General features: G+C 68.1%; 15 protein-coding genes. 3 read left to right on the top strand and 12 right to left on the bottom strand.

The window, feature by feature from the left end; genetic code table 11:
- Positions 1 to 95 precede the first annotated feature (95 nt).
- Together FV220_RS01115 and FV220_RS01110 are read right to left on the bottom strand one after the other, a co-directional pair.
- Positions 96 to 1,667 (bottom strand): DHA2 family efflux MFS transporter permease subunit, encoded by a 1,572-nt coding sequence (locus FV220_RS01115; RefSeq protein ID WP_147829119.1) that lies wholly within the window; start codon positions 1,665 to 1,667, stop codon positions 96 to 98.
- A gap of 9 nt (positions 1,668 to 1,676) precedes the next feature.
- Positions 1,677 to 2,894, bottom strand: coding sequence for an HlyD family secretion protein (locus FV220_RS01110; RefSeq protein WP_147829117.1), 1,218 nt, complete (start codon positions 2,892 to 2,894; stop codon positions 1,677 to 1,679).
- 149 nt (positions 2,895 to 3,043) lie between these two features.
- Between FV220_RS01110 and FV220_RS01105 the strand changes: the two genes are divergently transcribed.
- The 3 genes from FV220_RS01105 to FV220_RS01095 all read left to right on the top strand — a co-directional run bounded on the left by FV220_RS01105 (position 3,044) and on the right by FV220_RS01095 (position 5,548).
- On the top strand, positions 3,044 to 3,673 hold the full coding sequence (locus FV220_RS01105) for a TetR/AcrR family transcriptional regulator (RefSeq protein ID WP_147829115.1): 630 nt from the start codon (positions 3,044 to 3,046) through the stop codon (positions 3,671 to 3,673).
- A 91-nt stretch (positions 3,674 to 3,764) separates the two neighbouring features.
- Positions 3,765 to 5,063 carry an SDR family oxidoreductase gene (locus tag FV220_RS01100; RefSeq protein ID WP_147829113.1) on the top strand — a complete coding sequence of 433 codons (1,299 nt, stop codon included), beginning with the start codon at positions 3,765 to 3,767 and terminating at the stop codon, positions 5,061 to 5,063.
- 5 nt (positions 5,064 to 5,068) lie between these two features.
- Positions 5,069 to 5,548, top strand: coding sequence for a DUF2269 domain-containing protein (locus FV220_RS01095; protein WP_147829111.1), 480 nt, complete (start codon positions 5,069 to 5,071; stop codon positions 5,546 to 5,548).
- A gap of 7 nt (positions 5,549 to 5,555) precedes the next feature.
- On the opposite strand, the gene dxr is transcribed toward FV220_RS01095, so the two are convergent.
- The 10 genes from dxr to FV220_RS01045 all read right to left on the bottom strand — a co-directional run bounded on the left by dxr (position 5,556) and on the right by FV220_RS01045 (position 14,795).
- Complete coding sequence (dxr, locus tag FV220_RS01090) at positions 5,556 to 6,725, bottom strand: 1-deoxy-D-xylulose-5-phosphate reductoisomerase (RefSeq protein ID WP_147829109.1); 1,170 nt, start codon at positions 6,723 to 6,725, stop codon at positions 5,556 to 5,558.
- 13 nt (positions 6,726 to 6,738) lie between these two features.
- Positions 6,739 to 7,605, bottom strand: coding sequence for a phosphatidate cytidylyltransferase (locus FV220_RS01085; RefSeq protein ID WP_147829169.1), 867 nt, complete (start codon positions 7,603 to 7,605; stop codon positions 6,739 to 6,741).
- Positions 7,605 to 8,450 carry an isoprenyl transferase gene (locus FV220_RS01080; RefSeq protein ID WP_147829107.1) on the bottom strand — a complete coding sequence of 282 codons (846 nt, stop codon included), beginning with the start codon at positions 8,448 to 8,450 and terminating at the stop codon, positions 7,605 to 7,607. The genes FV220_RS01085 and FV220_RS01080 overlap by 1 nt, the downstream gene beginning before the upstream one ends.
- 49 nt (positions 8,451 to 8,499) lie before the next feature.
- Entirely contained in the window at positions 8,500 to 9,063 is a 564-nt protein-coding gene (gene frr, locus FV220_RS01075; protein WP_018045031.1) for a ribosome recycling factor, read from the bottom strand.
- Positions 9,064 to 9,214: 151 nt separating this feature from the next.
- Positions 9,215 to 9,700: a BLUF domain-containing protein gene (locus tag FV220_RS01070; protein WP_056140523.1), complete on the bottom strand. Its 486-nt coding sequence runs from the start codon at positions 9,698 to 9,700 to the stop codon at positions 9,215 to 9,217.
- A 160-nt stretch (positions 9,701 to 9,860) separates the two neighbouring features.
- On the bottom strand, positions 9,861 to 10,583 hold the full coding sequence (gene pyrH / locus FV220_RS01065; RefSeq protein WP_018045033.1) for a UMP kinase: 723 nt from the start codon (positions 10,581 to 10,583) through the stop codon (positions 9,861 to 9,863).
- A gap of 240 nt (positions 10,584 to 10,823) precedes the next feature.
- The gene (gene tsf / locus FV220_RS01060) at positions 10,824 to 11,747 is read right to left on the bottom strand and encodes a translation elongation factor Ts (RefSeq protein WP_056140520.1); all 924 of its coding nucleotides are present in this window, start codon (positions 11,745 to 11,747) and stop codon (positions 10,824 to 10,826) included.
- 122 nt (positions 11,748 to 11,869) lie between these two features.
- Positions 11,870 to 12,934 (bottom strand): 30S ribosomal protein S2, encoded by a 1,065-nt coding sequence (locus FV220_RS01055; RefSeq protein WP_018045035.1) that lies wholly within the window; start codon positions 12,932 to 12,934, stop codon positions 11,870 to 11,872.
- 177 nt (positions 12,935 to 13,111) lie between these two features.
- Entirely contained in the window at positions 13,112 to 13,861 is a 750-nt protein-coding gene (locus tag FV220_RS01050; RefSeq protein WP_147829105.1) for a pseudouridine synthase, read from the bottom strand.
- A 10-nt stretch (positions 13,862 to 13,871) separates the two neighbouring features.
- Entirely contained in the window at positions 13,872 to 14,795 is a 924-nt protein-coding gene (locus FV220_RS01045; RefSeq protein ID WP_018045037.1) for a methyltransferase, read from the bottom strand.
- Positions 14,796 to 14,843: the final 48 nt, after the last annotated feature.

The raw sequence follows: 14,843 nt of genomic DNA, 5'->3' as shown, positions 1-14,843 counted from the left end.
CGCAAACCGGACGGGGCCGGCGAGATCGTCGCATGCGGCTCGCCCGTCCCCGAATTCCTCGGTGGAGGGTTAAGGGCTCGGCCGGAGCAATCGTCTCAATGGCCGCCGCCCGCCGGAGCGGCGGCGCGCGGCCGGCGGATCAGCGGCGTCGCGCAGGCCATGGCGAGGAACAGGAAGGTCAGAACCAGGAAGACGTCGGTGAAGCCCATCACCAGACCCTGCATCCGCACCGTGTTCATCATCGCCTTGAGGGCCATGGCGTTGCCGTCGAGGCCCAGCGCATCGAACTGGCGGCGCGTCATGTCGAGCCGCTCCAGCACGGTATTGTTCGTCCAGGTGAAGCGCTCGTGCAGCCGGGCGAGATGCAGATCCCAGCGGTCGTTGAGCACGGTGTTGATGAGGGCGAGGCCCACCGCCCCGCCGAGGTTGCGGGTCAGGTTGTAGAGGCCGGACGCGTTCTTCATCCGCGCCGGCGGAAGCGTGCCGAGCGCGATGTTGTTGATCGGGATCATGCACAGCATCAGCGAGCAGCCGCGCAGGACCTGCGGCAGCAGCAATTCCCAGAAATCCCAATCCTTGGTCAGCCCGGTGACGATCCACGTGCCGGCGGCGAAGCCGGTGAAGCCAATCCCCATCAGGATGCGCGGATCGACCTTGCCCGAGAACCGCCCCGCGATGGGCGCGGTGGCGAACATGCACAGGCCTGAGACGAACATCGTCTCGCCGATCTGCAGCGCGGAGTAGCCGCGCACGCGTCCGAGATAGACCGGGTAGAGATAGGTGAGGCCGTAGAGGCCGATGCCGAGGACGAAGCTGAAGATGCAGCCCGCCGCGAAGTTGCGGTCGGAGAAGGCGCGTAGGTCGACGATGGGCTCTGCCGCCGTGAGCGCGCGCCAGAAGAAGGCGACACCGCCCACGACGCAGACGATGGCGCAGGCGAAGACCGCCTCGTCCTGAAGCCAGTCGTGGTTCGGCCCCTCCTCCAACACGTATTCGAGGCAACCGAGGAAGGCGGCCATGAAGGCGAGACCGAACCAGTCGAAGCGCTTGAACAGGTCGAGGTTGGGCTCGTCGAAATCGACGAGCAGGTAGGTCGAGACGGTGACGACGATGCCCGGCACCACGTTGATGAGAAACAGCCAGTGCCAGTCGAACGCATCCGTCAGATAGCCGCCCACGGTCGGGCCGATGGTGGGGGCGAGCGTCGCCACGAGGCCGATCATCGGCGAGACGATGGGGCGCTTGGAGGGCGGGAAGATCGTAAAGGCCGAGGCGAAGACGGTAGGGATCATGCCGCCGCCGATGAAGCCCTGCAGCGCCCGCCACAGGATCATCTCGTTGATCGAGGTCGAGGTCGCGCACATCAGGCTCATCAGGGTGAAGCCGCCGGCCGAGACCACGAACATCCACCGGGTCGAGATCACCCGCGACAGGAAGCCGGAGAGCGGGATCGCGATGACCTCGGCGATGAGATAGCTGGTCTGGACCCAGGGGATCTCGTCGCCCGAGGCAGAGAGCCCGGCCTGGATCTCGGCCAGCGACGCCGAGACGATCTGGATGTCCAGGATGGCCATGAACATCCCGAACACCATGCAGACGAAGGCCACCATGCGGCGGCGATCGAGAGGCGGCTCGGCGGCGGGCGCGATGGTGGCGGTGGCGGCCATGATCGGCCCCTAATGCCGCCACGCCGTGCGGACGGGCTCGCCCCCGTCGCGGGTATCGACACGCACGGTGACGGAGAGGCCCGGACGCAGGAGCCCCTCACGGGCGACGTCCGCCGGCACGTGGATACGCACCGGCAGGCGCTGCACGATCTTGGTGAAATTGCCGGTAGCGTTGTCCGGCGGGAGCAGGCTGAAGACCGAGCCCGAGGCCGGTGACAGGGATTCGACCTCACCCACGATGTCCTGACCGGGATAGGCGTCCACCGCGATATGGACGCGCTGACCGGGATGCATTCGCTCGACCTGCGTCTCCTTGAAGTTCGCGTCGATCCGCACGCTCTCCAGGGGAACGAGGGCGGCGACCCGCGAGCCCGGCGCGACATAGGCGCCCGCCTCCACGGCCTTGTTGCCGACGACGCCGTCGAAGGGGGCCTGGATCACCGTGAAGGAGAGGTCTCGGGCGGCCCTGTCCTCGGCGGTCTTCAGTTCGGCCGCGAGCCCTTCCGCCTCCCGGCCCTGAGCCCGCAGAACTTCGACATTGGCTTTCATCATGGCGAGGTTCGCCTCGGCGCCCTTCACCGTGGCCTCGGTGCGGTTACGGTCGGCCAGAGCCTGCTCGATCCGCGATTTGGCGACGAAATCGACCTTCTCCAGCTGCTGCTGGCGGGCGTAATCGGCGGCGGCGCGAATGGAATCGGCCTTGGCCGCATCGATCTGCGCTGCGCTCTGGAGGATCTGGGCCTGCGCGGCCTCCACTTGCCGGCCGATGCGGGCGATGGTGGCCTGCTGCGTCAGGAGCTTGTCATGCGCGGCTTGGGCGGCGAGGCGATAATCGCCGTCGTCGAGGCGGGCGATCACGTCGCCCTTCCGCACCGCCTGCCCGTTCATCACCGGCACGGCGGCGAGATAGCCGGGAACCTTGGCCGCCAGGATCGAGATGTCGGCCTGGACATAGGCATCGTCGGTGGAGACGAAGAAGCGTCCCACCGTCCACCATTCGTAGCCCTTGTAACCGCCGCCGGCGAGGCCGAGGACGACGAGGCTCGCCAGGATGGCCTTGCGCAGAGGACGTCGCTTCGGAGGTGACGCGACCGCTCCGGCCGGCGGCGCGGTCGGCGGTCCGGCCACGACGGGGATCGCCGGCGAGGCCACCGGCGCCACGACATCGTCGGAATTAACCGCCCCCGAGGACGCGTCGCGGTGCCCATCATCGTCACGCAGAGACATGATCCCGTCCCGAAACAAATGAGTTGACCGAACCGTTCGGTCAATTTCGGCATCGGATTGACCGAGGCCGTCGATTGCACCTAGTTAGGGTGACTGAACGGTTCGGTCAATCGGAGGGAGAGGTGGTGGCAGGCGGAGGGGACGTTCCGATGTCGGACAGGACGGGCGCGAGAAACGCGGCGGAGACCGACAAGCGTCGGCAGATCCTCGACGGCGCGCGCTCGGTCTTCATGGCCTCGGGCTTCGACGGCGCCAGCATGGGCGAGATCGCCAAGGCGGCAGGCGTGTCGAAGGGCACGCTCTACGTCTATTTCGACAGCAAGGAGGCGTTGTTCGAGGCGCTGACCCTAGAGGAGAAGCGCGGCCTCGCCGAGGCTTTATTCCAGCTCGATGCCGACGATCCGGACGTGCGCGGGGTCCTCACCCGGCTCGGCGAGACCTACCTCGTCCACATGATCCGTCCGGACCACGTGGCGATCATCCGGATGGTGATCGGGGCGACGGAGAAGTTTCCGCGCTTCGGCCAGGCCTTCTACGAGGCCGGCCCGGCACAGGGGGTGGCGCGGCTCACCGCCTATCTCGACCGCCAGGTGGCGGCGGGTCGTTTGCGCCGCGCGGATACGGAACTCGCCGCCAAGCACTTCCTGCATCTGTGCCAGGCCGGGCTGCTGACGCGCCTGCTCTTCGCGGCGGGCGGTCCGGTGACGCAAGGCGAGATCGCGCCCCGCGTGAGCGAGGCCATCCGCGTGTTCTTCGCGGCCTACGGGCCCGAGGATTGACGGGTTTCCGCCTCGCGAACGGTCACGCTTGATTTAGGCAAACCTGCCAAGGGTGGGCCGAGACGCGATCGGAGCGGTGGATCACCGATAGATGCGAATCCTGGTTCTCGGAGGCTACGGCCTCATCGGCTCGGCGGTGGTCTCCCGCTGCCTCGCCGCCGGCCATGCGGTGACGGGTCTGGGGCGGGACGTCCGGTCAGCGCGATGGCGTCACCCCGATGCCGACTGGATCGCGTGCGACATCGCGAGACTGGCCGAGCCGGAGGATTGGACAACGATCCTCACCGGGTTCGACGCCGTGGTGAACTGCTCGGGCGCCTTGCGGGACGGCCCGCGCGACGATGTGCGCGCCGTCCAAGCGGTCGCCATGCGCGCCCTGTTCGCCTGCTGCCGGCAGATGGGCATCCGGCGAATCGTCCAGGTTTCGGCCGTGGGAGCCTCGCCCGATGCCCCCACCGAATTCATGCGCAGCAAGGCCGAGGCCGATGCGGCCCTTTGCGCCCTCGATCTCGACTGGGTGATCCTGAGGCCCGGCCTCGTCGTCGCGCCCGTCTCCTACGGCGCCACCGGCCTGATACGCGGGTTGGCGTCGCTTCCGGTGGCCTTCACGCGGATGCCCTCTCTCCGGCCGATCCAGACCGTCCATGTGCAGGACGTAGCGGGGGCGGTCCTCCTCGCGGTGGAGGGAGGGATCGCCGTACGGGCGCAGTACGACCTCGTCGAGGATCAAGGCCACACCCTGCCGGACATCGTCGCGGCCTACCGCGCCTGGCTCGGGCGCCCTCCGGCCCCGCTCGCGCTGCCGGTCTCGTCCTGGCTCCTCCGGGCCGGTTTCCGCATGGGCGATCTTGTCGGCCGACTCGGCTGGCGGACTCCCATCCGCATCACGGCTCTGCGCCAGATCGAGGCCGGCATCGACGGAGATCCGACCGCCTGGGAGCGGGTCGCGGGCTCACCGCTCTCCTCCCTGTCGGAGAGCCTTCGGCGGATGCCGTCCGGGGTGCAGGAACGCTGGTTCGGCCGGCTCTGGCTCCTGAAGCCGGCGATCCTCGCCACGCTCTCGCTGTTCTGGCTGCTCTCGGGCCTGATCGCCCTGACGCATCTCGACGCCGCCATGGCGGCGATGACCGCCCACGGCATCGATGCGGTGACGGCGCGGGTCACGGTGCTCGCCGGGATTTTCGTCGACCTGGCGCTGGGGGCCGCGATCCTGGTGAGGCGCACCATGCCGCTCGCCGCCCTCGGCATGGCGGCGATGACGGGGATCTACCTCTTCTTCGGCTCGGCCATCGCCGCCGGCCTCTGGCTCGATCCCCTCGGCGCCTATCTCAAGACCCTGCCCGGGGCGATGCTGGCCCTCGTGGCCTATGCGCTGGCCGACGAGCGCTGACCCCGATGGAGTACGTCGATCTCCTGCGCTGGCTGCACGTCATCGGCGCGACGATCCTACTGGGCACCGGGGCCGGCATCGCCTTCTTCATGACGATGGCGCACCGCACGGGACGGCCCGACCTGATCGCCCATGTGGCGGGGACGGTGGTCGTCGCCGACACGCTCTTCACGGCGACGGCGGCGGTCATCCAACCGGTGACGGGTTGGCTGCTGGCACGCGCGGTGGGCTGGCCCCTCTCCGAGGGATGGATCGCCCTGTCGCTGATTCTCTACGTCGTCATCGGCTTGTTCTGGCTGCCGGTCGTCAGGATCCAGACGACCTTGCGCGATCTCGCCGGGGCTGCGGCGGCATCCGGAATGCCCCTGCCGCCGCGCTATCACAGGCTGTACCGGATCTGGTTCGCCTGCGGTTTTCCCGCCTTCGCCGCCATTCTCGCCATCGTCTGGCTGATGACGGCGAAACCGCGATTCGCCCTATTCTGAGCTGACCTCAGGCGGCCGAAGGCAGCGCCTTGGCGCTCCAGGCGCGGACATGGGCGTCGATGGCCAGAGCCTCGTCCACGTCGGCGGGCGCGCTGCGATACTCCGGGGCGAAATGCTCGCAGGCTCGCTCCACCAATTCGGCGATGCCGTAGAAGTCGATCTCGCCGCGGATGAAGGCGGCCACGGCGATCTCGTTGGCGGCGTTCATCACTGTCGGGGCGGCACCGCCCTCCGCGAGCGCCGCGCGGGCGATGCGCAGGCAGGGGAAGCGCGCCTCGTCCGCTGCCTCGAAGGTGAGGCTGCCGACGGCGGCGAGATCGAGGGAGCGTCCCCGCTCGATGGTCAGGCGGTCGCCGAGGCCGAGACAATGGGCGATGGGGACGCGCATGTCCGGCATGGCGAGACCGGCCGTCACGGCGCCGTCGCGCCAGGTGATGAGGCCGTGCACGATGGATTGCGGATGCACGATCACGTCGAGGCGCTCGGCCTCGATGGCGAACAGGTGATGCGCCTCGATGAGTTCGAGGCCCTTGTTCATCAGCGACGCCGAATCGATGTTGATCTTCATTCCCATCGACCAGGTCGGATGAGCCGCGGCCTCGGTGGGCGAGGCCGCCGCGATGCGCTCCCGCGTCCAGGTGCGGAACGGGCCGCCGGAGGCGGTGATGGTCATCTTGGTCACGTCGGAGACACGGCCGTCTCCGAGAGCCTGCGCCAGGGCGTTGTGCTCGGAATCCACGGGCAGCAGCGTCGCCTTGAACCGCGCGGCATCGCGCATGAACGCATCGCCGGCGCAGACGAGGCTCTCCTTGTTGGCGAGCGCCACCGTGCGGCCGAGGCGCAGGGCGGCATGGGTCGGCCGCAGGCCGGCCGCGCCGCTCACCGCCGCCACGACGATGTCGGCGTCACGGGCCACGGCTTCGAGGACGGCGCTATCGCCTGCCCCATTGGCGATGCCGGTGCCGGAAAGCGCGTCGCGCAGGGCCGCCCCCTGGCTCTCGTCGGCGAGCGCGGCGAAATCTGCGCCGATCTCACGGGCGAGCTTTGCCAAAGCGGCGGCGTCGCGGCCACCGACGAGGGCGCCGATCCGGAAGCGCCCGGGATGTTGCGCCAGGAGGTCGGTGGTGGAACGACCGATGGACCCGGTGGCGCCGAGGATGGTGACGGTATGGGTCAACGAATCGATTCCTTCAGACCACCGCCAGGCGGTGGGCGATGAGATAGAGGCCGGCGAGGACGGCCACGGCGAAGAAGCCGTCGAGCCGATCCATGACACCGCCATGGCCCGGGATCGAACGGCCCGAATCCTTGACGCCGTAATGACGCTTGAGACCTGATTCGGCGAGATCGCCGGCCTGACTCAGGATGGACGCGAGGGCACTCGTGATGGCGACCGCGACGAGGGGGGCGTTCGCCAGACTGCTCCACCCCTGCGAGCGCGCGGCCATCACCAGCAGGGTGCCGGCGGCGATGCCCGCCACAAGGCCGCCGAGGGAACCGGACCACGTCTTCTTGGGGCTCACGGACGGCATCAGCTTCGGCCCGCCGAAGGTCCGGCCGGTGATGTAGGCGACGATGTCGGTGGACCAGACCACGGCGAACATCCAGGCCGGGCCGAAGATGCCGATGGCCGGGTCGTCGCGCAGGGCCGGGGGAACCAGGGCCAGCACGGCGGCGCTGAGGAAGCCGATGAGGACGCGGCCCCGCCCGCCGGAATCCCTCACGGTGACGAGGAGCGCCACGAGGGCGGCGCCGGTGACCGCGAGCCAGATCGGCGGCGACGCATCAAGGCGCAGGCAGAGGGCGAGGCCGGCCAGCCCCAGGCCCGTGATCGCAACGGTAGGCCTGAGCGGCGCGATCCGGCTGATCGTGATCCATTCGCCCGCGAAGACGATGCCGGCGATGAGCCAGATGGCGGCGAAGGCCCAGCCGCCGAGGAACAGCGTGGTGAGCACGATGGTCGCCAGCACGATGGCTGAGGCGGTCCGCAGCTGGAACTCGCGGCCGCCGAGGGGGCCACGCCTCGGCGCAGACGCCGCGTCGCCGGGCGAGACCATCACCCGGCCTTGCCGCTGAGGCCACCGAAGCGGCGGTCGCGGCGATGATACTCGTCGATGGCCGCATGGAAGCAGGCGTGATCGAAATCCGGCCAGAATTCCGGCACGATCACGTATTCGGCGTAGGCCGTCTGCCACGTCAGGAAGTTCGACAGGCGCTGCTCGCCGGAGGTCCGAATGACGAGGTCGGGATCGGGAATGCCGGTGGTGTCGAGGGCTTGGGTGATGGCTTCGAGGCCGATCTCGGCGGGGCTCATCCGCCCGTCGGCCACAGCCTGGGCCAGAGTCCGGACCGCCCGGAGGATCTCCTGGCGCCCGCCGTAATTGAAAGCGATCACCAGGGTGAGGCCGGTATTGCCGCGGGTCCGCGACTCGGCCTCGTCGAGCAGGGCGGCGATATCGGTGCTCAGGCCCTCGCGGGCGCCGATGATCTTGACGCGCACGTTGTTGCCGTGGAGCTCGGCGAGGTCGCGGCGCACGAACAGCTTCAGCAGGCCCATGAGATCGGCGATCTCGGCCGGCGGCCGGCGCCAGTTCTCGGAGGAGAAGCTGTAGATCGTCAGATAGGAAACGCCGAGTTCGATCGCGGAGCGGACCGCGCGGCGGACGGCCTCGACGCCGCGGCGATGCCCCTCCACACGCGGCAGACCACGGCGCGCGGCCCAGCGGCCGTTGCCGTCCATGATGATGGCCACGTGGGCGGGCGCCACTGGACGGGTGACGGGAGACGGGCCGGACCCCGATGGCGCGGCATCGCGCGAGGCGAGGCCGACCGTGGCAGCGGCCGCATCCCTATCCCCGGCCGCAGATACCTCGATCTGACGCGCGCCCTCTGAGCGACCCAACGCGCTTCTCCCCGTCCCTGATTCCGTCGATTCCATACCTGTCCGAAACCTAGACCTGCATGATTTCCTTTTCCTTCGAGGCGAGAACGCCGTCGATCTCGGCGATGTGCTGGTCGGTCACCTTCTGCACTTCGGTGGCCTGACGCTTCTCGTCGTCCTCGCTGATGGCGCTGTCCTTCTCGAGCTTCTTGAGATGGTCGAGCGCGTCGCGGCGGACGTGGCGGACCGCGACGCGGGCCTCCTCGGTGTATTTGTGGGCGACCTTGACCATTTCCTTGCGGCGCTGCTCGTTCATCTCCGGCACGCGCAGGCGGATGGTCTGGCCTTCGGTCTGGGGGTTCAGCCCGAGATCGGATTCGCGGATGGCCTTCTCCACGGCAGCGACCATGCTCCGGTCCCAGACCGAGATCGACAGGAGGCGCGGTTCGGGCACGCTCACCGTGGCGACCTGGGCCATCGGCATCGACGACCCGTAGGCATCGACGTTGATCGGATCGAGGATGCTCGGAGTGGCGCGTCCGGTGCGCAGGGAGCCGAGATCCTTCGACAAGGCGCTCACGGCGCCCTGCATCCGGCGCTTGATATCGTTCAGGTCGAACTCTGGGGTCGCCATACTGTGTGTCCCGACGAAATTAGGGAGAAAGGGCGTTGGGCCGCCGGGGCCCGTGCGTGCGGCCTCAATGAACCAAAATCCGACAGGTCGCAAATGGCGTTCGCAGCTGCGGCGGATCAAATCGCCGGTGCGAGCCGGGTTCGCGATCGGCCTATCGCGCGACCGGCTTCATCGGCACGATCCCCGGCTGGCCCGAGCGCTGCACGAAATGGCTCGCATCGAGCTCCGTGAACGCCCGGAGCAGGGCGATGATGGACGTCGCGGACATCTCCGTGGGGTCGAACTTCGCGGTGGGACCGTATTGGAGATAGAGGGCGTTGAGGGCCTCCGAACGGCCGGCATAGCCCACCGTCCATCCCCCCAACGAACGCTGCTGCACCGGGGCGGCCGAGACGAGGACCATGCCGCTGTGACGGCTGTCCGCCGCCAGGGTCCAGAGCTGCTCCGAGATCGTCGATGCCTCGCCCTCCATGGCCTGGAGGAAGAAATCCTCGTTGAACACGAGGGCCCCGGTCATGCCGGACGCGCGATCGTAGCGGCTGCAGGAGGCCAGGATGTCCCGGACCATGTCGCGCATCGAACCACCCGTCAGCTTGACGAGATTCCGGCTATAGAAAACGATCTGCGACAAGGGCATCGACTATGCTCGGTAGCCGCTTCGGGCGTGCGGCAGGCGTTCCCTTTCCCAGGACGACCTAAAATCCTCAAGAAACCCTGAGGACAGAATCATCGATCGACTGACAGACCGCCGCGCATTAACGCGGCACGGCCAATCCGATACTTGAGACAGGGTGCCGTCAGGGCACGACATGCGTCGAAGGGGCGTTCCCGGTGAGGATCGCGGTCACCGAACTCGGCGCGTGGACCGAGCCGACGACGATGGAGATGCGGCTCTCGCGGGCGAGAGCGAAGGCGGCGGTATCCATGATCTTGAGATCGCGGGCGATGGCATCGTCATGGGTCAGGCGATCGAACCGCACCGCCGAAGGGTCCTTCTTCGGATCGGCCGAATAGACACCGTCCACCTGGGTCGCCTTGAGCACAGCTCCGCAGCGCAGTTCGGCCGCGCGCAGGACGGCGGCGGTGTCGGTGGTGAAATACGGGTTGCCAGTGCCGCCGGCGAGGACGACCACCTGGCCCTTGTCGAGATGGTGAAGGGCCGGCTGGCGCGCATAGGTCTCGCAGATGGTCGGCATCGACACGGCGGACATGGTGCGGGCGGGCACGCCGGCGGCATTCAGCGCCGTCTCCAGTGCGAGGGAGTTCATCACCGTGGCGATCATGCCCAGCGAGTCGCCGGTGGCCCGGTCGATCCACCCCGCCGACGAGATGCGCGCGCCCCGGATCATGTTGCCGCCGCCGACCACGAGGGCGACCTGGAAGCCGGCCTCCAAGGTCTTGGCGATATCGTCCGCCAGGGCCGCGAGAAGCGGGGGATGCAGCCAATACCCGTCCGGGGCGGCCAGGGCCTCGCCCGACAGTTTCACGAGCACGCGGCGAAACGGTTTGGTCTTCGACATGGCGCCAGTCCCCTCGAGCACCGGCGCAAGGCCGAACGATCCAATCGGAAGTGTCCGCTGTCTATCGCAAGGCGGTCGCGAAGGTCGAGGGGCAGGACGCCGTTAGCGCGTCATCCCCCATCTCGCCCCCAAGCCTGTGGAGAGACGCGACGAGGCCGGGGACCGGAAACGCGAAACGGGCGGCGGCATCGCTGCCGCCGCCCGTTTCACAGGGAGACCCGTCTCGGATCGAAGGCCGTATCAGCCGCGGGCGGCGGCGGCGACTTCGGTGGCGAAATCGGGGGCTTCTTCCTTCTCGATGCCCTCGCCGAGGGCGTAGCGCACGAAGGCCGTGAGCTTGACCGGCGCGCCGGCCTTGCCCTCGGCTTCCTTCAGCACCTGCGTGATCGTCTTGGAGCCGTCATGGACGAAGGGCTGCTCCAGGAGGGTGACCTCCTTGTAGTAGCTCTTCAGGCCGCTCTCGACGATCTTGGCGAGCACGTGGTCCGGCTTGCCGGCGTTCTTCTCGCGCAGGATGTTGCTCTCACGCTCCAGCACGGCCTGATCGACGCCCGCTGCGTCGAGGGCCACCGGGTTGGTGGCCGCGACGTGCATGGCGATCTGACGGCCGAGGGTGGAGAGAACCTCCACATCGCCCTCCGATTCGAGAGCCACCAGCACGCCGATCTTGCCGAGGCCGTCGGCGACCTGGGCGTGGACGTAGGACGCGATCACACCCTTGGTCACGTCGAGCTTGGCGACGCGGCGCAGGGTCATGTTCTCGCCGATGGTGGCGATGAGGCTGGAGAGCGTCTCCTTGATCGTCGTGGAGCCGCCGGGGAAGTGCGCGGCCTCGAGGCCTTCGAGGGTGCCGTCGGTGTCGAGGGCGAGCTTGGCGGCCTCGCGGGCGAAGCCCTGGAAGCTGTCGTTGCGGGCGACGAAATCGGTCTCGGAATTCACTTCGACGATGGCGGCGTGATGGCCCGACGATTCGACGGCCACGAGGCCCTCGGCGGCGACGCGGCCGGCCTTCTTGGCGGCCTTGGCGAGGCCCTTCTTACGCAGCCAGTCGACGGCGGCTTCGATGTCGCCGTCCGTCTCGTTGAGTGCGCCCTTGCAGTCCATCATGCCCGCGCCGGTCTTTTCGCGGAGCTCTTTCACCAATGCGGCGGTGATGTTGGCCATGGCGAGTCCTCTCTTCGGGTCTGTCTCAAATGATAAAGGAGCCCGACGCTAGGGTCAGCGCCGGGCTTCGTGGATGGTTTCGACGTCAGCGGCGGCGTCCCGTCACCGGGATGCCTGTGCGATCAAACGGCGGCAGCGGCCTCGGCGAAGCCACGGGCCTGATCGACCCAGCCGTCGCGGCTGATACGGCCGTTGAGCTTCAGGTCGGCATCGACCTTGGCGACTTCCGCGTCGGTCATCGCCGCGATCTGCCAGTAATGGTAGACGCCGGCATCGTTGAGCTTCTGCACGATCTGCGGGCCGGCGCCGTGGAGCTTGGACAGGTCGTCCGGAGCGCCGCGGGGAGCGGAGAGCAGTTCGAAATGCTCGGTGGACTCGACGAGTGCGGCCACGTCGGCCGGGTCGAGAGCACCGGATTCCACCGAGATGGCAGCCTCTTCCTGCGGGAGTTCCTCGGCGACGGGAGCCTCGGAGGCGCCGAGATCGACGCCGCTGGAGCCCTGGCCACGCGAGATGCCGTCGATGGCGGCGCGGGCGATGAGGTCGCAATAGAGCGAGATCGCGCGGCCGGCATCGTCGTTCGCCGGGACGACGTAGGTGATGCCGTCGGGGTTGCAGTTGGTGTCGACGATGGCCGCCACCGGGATCCCGAGGCGCTGGGCCTCCTTGATCGCGAGCTGCTCCTTGTTGGTGTCGATCACGAACAGCAGGTCGGGCACGCCGCCCATGTCCTTGATGCCGCCGAGAGCCTTCTCGAGCTTGTCCTTCTCACGGGACAGCATCAGGCGCTCCTTCTTGGTGAGGCCCTGGCCACCACCTTCGAGGGTCTCGTCGACCTTGCGCAGACGGGCGATCGAGCCCGAGATGGTCTTCCAGTTGGTCAGCATGCCGCCGAGCCAGCGGGAGTTGACGTAGTACTGGGCCGAACGCTTGGCGGCTTCCGCGATCGTGTCGGCGGCCTGACGCTTGGTACCGACGAACAGCACGCGGCCGCCCTTGGCCACGGTGTCGCTCACGGCCTGGAGGGCCTGGTGAAGAGCCGGCACGGTCTGGGCCAGATCGATGATGTGGATGTTGTTGCGGGTACCGAAGATGTAGGTCTGCATCTTCGGGTTCCAGCGGTGGGACTGGTGTCCGAAATGGGCGCCCGCTTCGAGGAGCTGACGCATCGTGAAATCAACGGCCATGATCGTTTTCTCTTCCGGTTGATGCCGCCGCGGAGGAAGCGACCGCCCCTCGAAAGGAACGATCACCGGAAACGCCTCATTCAGGCATGAGGCCGGCTCCGCGTGTGGAATGGGCGGGGCCTTAGCAGAGGATATCTGCCGAGGCAAGGCTATGCGAAGGACGTCGCAGGCAGCGAATCAGGCAGCCGGTGCCTCGCCGAACAAGGCCGTGACATCCCCCTCGGTGAGGATGCGGTACGTGCCGGCCTCCATGTCCGCCGGCAGGGTCAGGCCGCCGATGCGGTCGCGATGCAGGGCGGTGACGTGGTTACCGAGCGCCGCGAACATGCGGCGGACCTGATGATAGCGGCCCTCATGCAGGGTCACGACCACATGGGTCTCGTCCTCGACTTCCATCTCCACCGGCAGGAGCGGCTTGTCCTCTCCTTCGAGCAGCATCGAGCCGCTGCCCAGCACCATGACCTCGTCGCCCTTGAGGGGACGGTCGAGGGCGACACGGTAGCGCTTGGCGACTTTCGATTTCGGCGAAATCACCTTGTGCAGGAAAGGCCCGTCATCGGTGAGGAGCAGGAGACCGGAGGTTTCCTTGTCGAGGCGGCCGATGGTGGAGAGGGCCGGGTCGCGCCTTCGCCAGCGCTCTGGAAGGAGCCCGTAGACCAGGGGACCGGCCTCCTTGTGGGAGCAGGTGACGCCCAGCGGCTTGTTCATCATCAAGGCGAGGCCGGGCGGCGGATCCAGGGGATCGCCATCGACGACCATGCGCTCCGACAGATCCGGCGTCGCGGCGATGCGCTGGCTCGCGTCACGCAAAGGCGCGCCGTCGAGCACGACGAGGCCGGCCTTAGCGAGCAGGCCGATCTCCCGGCGCGAGCCGTAACCGAGATTCGCCAGCAGGCGATCGAGCCTGAGGCTCGGGCTCTTGCTCACGAAGGCACGCTCACTTGCGCGCTTCGTAGATCTTGTAGCCGCCGGCCGAGGCCCTCAGCGTGACGGCCTTGAAGGCGGCCTTCAGGGGTGCCTCGTAGGGCAGGTGCGCGTTGGCCGTCAGCCAGAGCGTGCCGCCGGGCCTCAACGTCTCGGCGGCGCGCCGGATGAAGACCTCGCCGAGGAAGCGATCCTCGATCCCGCCATCGTGGAAGGGCGGGTTCATCACCACGAAGTCGAGGCGCTCCAGGGTGACGTCGGTGGAGCGGATGTCGGCCCAGCGGATGTCGGCGCGGGGATCGCCCACGTTGCGGCGGGCCATCTCCACGGCGCGCCGGTCGATGTCGATCAGGGTCAGCGCGGTGACCCCCTGGGAGGCGAGGACGGCACGGGCGAGGACGCCGATACCGCAGCCGAAATCGGCGCCCCGGCCAGACAGGGCCGGCAGGTTGGCCAGGAGCAGCGCCGTGCCCGGATCGAGCCGGTCCCAGGAGAAGACGCCGGGCTGCGTGCACAGGGCGAGGTTGTCGATATGGCGGGGGGCGCCTTCCTGGATCACCTCGTCGAGGTCGATGATCGCGGCGGGCCGGGCGACCTCGCAGATCCGGTGATGCCGCTTGGCGGTCTCGGCCGGCTCGCAGCCGAACTCCTTCAGCTCTCGGCCGAGGCGAGCGCCGCCCTTGTCCTTCGGCGCCAGGGCACGCAGACGACCGCCCGGACGCAGGGCGCGCAACGACAGGGAGAGTGCGTAGCGCCGCTCGATCGTCCCCGCCGGGGCCAGCATGGTCACGCTCTCGAGGCTGCCCTCGGCGATGTCCTCGAGCCGGACCGATCCGGGGATCAGCGGCGAGAGTTGGGCCGCTCCTGCGGACACGTCGGCGAGTTCGGCGGGAGGTGAACCATAGACGGCATCCGGGACGGTGGGAGAAGGCATCATTGATGGATCCGGCGCGACAGCACGCGCGCCTCGAGAGTTGGGCGTTGA

The sequence above is a fragment of the Methylobacterium sp. WL19 genome, from assembly GCF_008040005.1.
Taxonomy (GTDB): Bacteria; Pseudomonadota; Alphaproteobacteria; order Rhizobiales; family Beijerinckiaceae; genus Methylobacterium; species Methylobacterium bullatum.
This window is presented reverse-complemented; position numbering and strand designations above follow the sequence as displayed.

Bases quoted from the DNA above. Each gene is read 5' to 3' on its own strand.
- FV220_RS01105 (WP_147829115.1), top strand. From the start codon at position 3,044: ATGTCGGACAGGACGGGCGCGAGAAACGCGGCGGAGACCGACAAGCGT.
- FV220_RS01115 (WP_147829119.1), bottom strand. From the start codon at position 1,667: ATGGCCGCCACCGCCACCATCGCGCCCGCCGCCGAGCCGCCTCTCGAT.
- FV220_RS01110 (WP_147829117.1), bottom strand. From the start codon at position 2,894: ATGTCTCTGCGTGACGATGATGGGCACCGCGACGCGTCCTCGGGGGCG.
- FV220_RS01095 (WP_147829111.1), top strand. From the start codon at position 5,069: ATGGAGTACGTCGATCTCCTGCGCTGGCTGCACGTCATCGGCGCGACG.
- FV220_RS01085 (WP_147829169.1), bottom strand. From the start codon at position 7,605: ATGGTCTCGCCCGGCGACGCGGCGTCTGCGCCGAGGCGTGGCCCCCTC.
- FV220_RS01070 (WP_056140523.1), bottom strand. From the start codon at position 9,700: ATGCCCTTGTCGCAGATCGTTTTCTATAGCCGGAATCTCGTCAAGCTG.
- FV220_RS01045 (WP_018045037.1), bottom strand. From the start codon at position 14,795: ATGATGCCTTCTCCCACCGTCCCGGATGCCGTCTATGGTTCACCTCCC.
- frr (WP_018045031.1), bottom strand. From the start codon at position 9,063: ATGGCGACCCCAGAGTTCGACCTGAACGATATCAAGCGCCGGATGCAG.
- tsf (WP_056140520.1), bottom strand. From the start codon at position 11,747: ATGGCCAACATCACCGCCGCATTGGTGAAAGAGCTCCGCGAAAAGACC.
- FV220_RS01100 (WP_147829113.1), top strand. From the start codon at position 3,765: ATGCGAATCCTGGTTCTCGGAGGCTACGGCCTCATCGGCTCGGCGGTG.
- FV220_RS01055 (WP_018045035.1), bottom strand. From the start codon at position 12,934: ATGGCCGTTGATTTCACGATGCGTCAGCTCCTCGAAGCGGGCGCCCAT.
- pyrH (WP_018045033.1), bottom strand. From the start codon at position 10,583: ATGTCGAAGACCAAACCGTTTCGCCGCGTGCTCGTGAAACTGTCGGGC.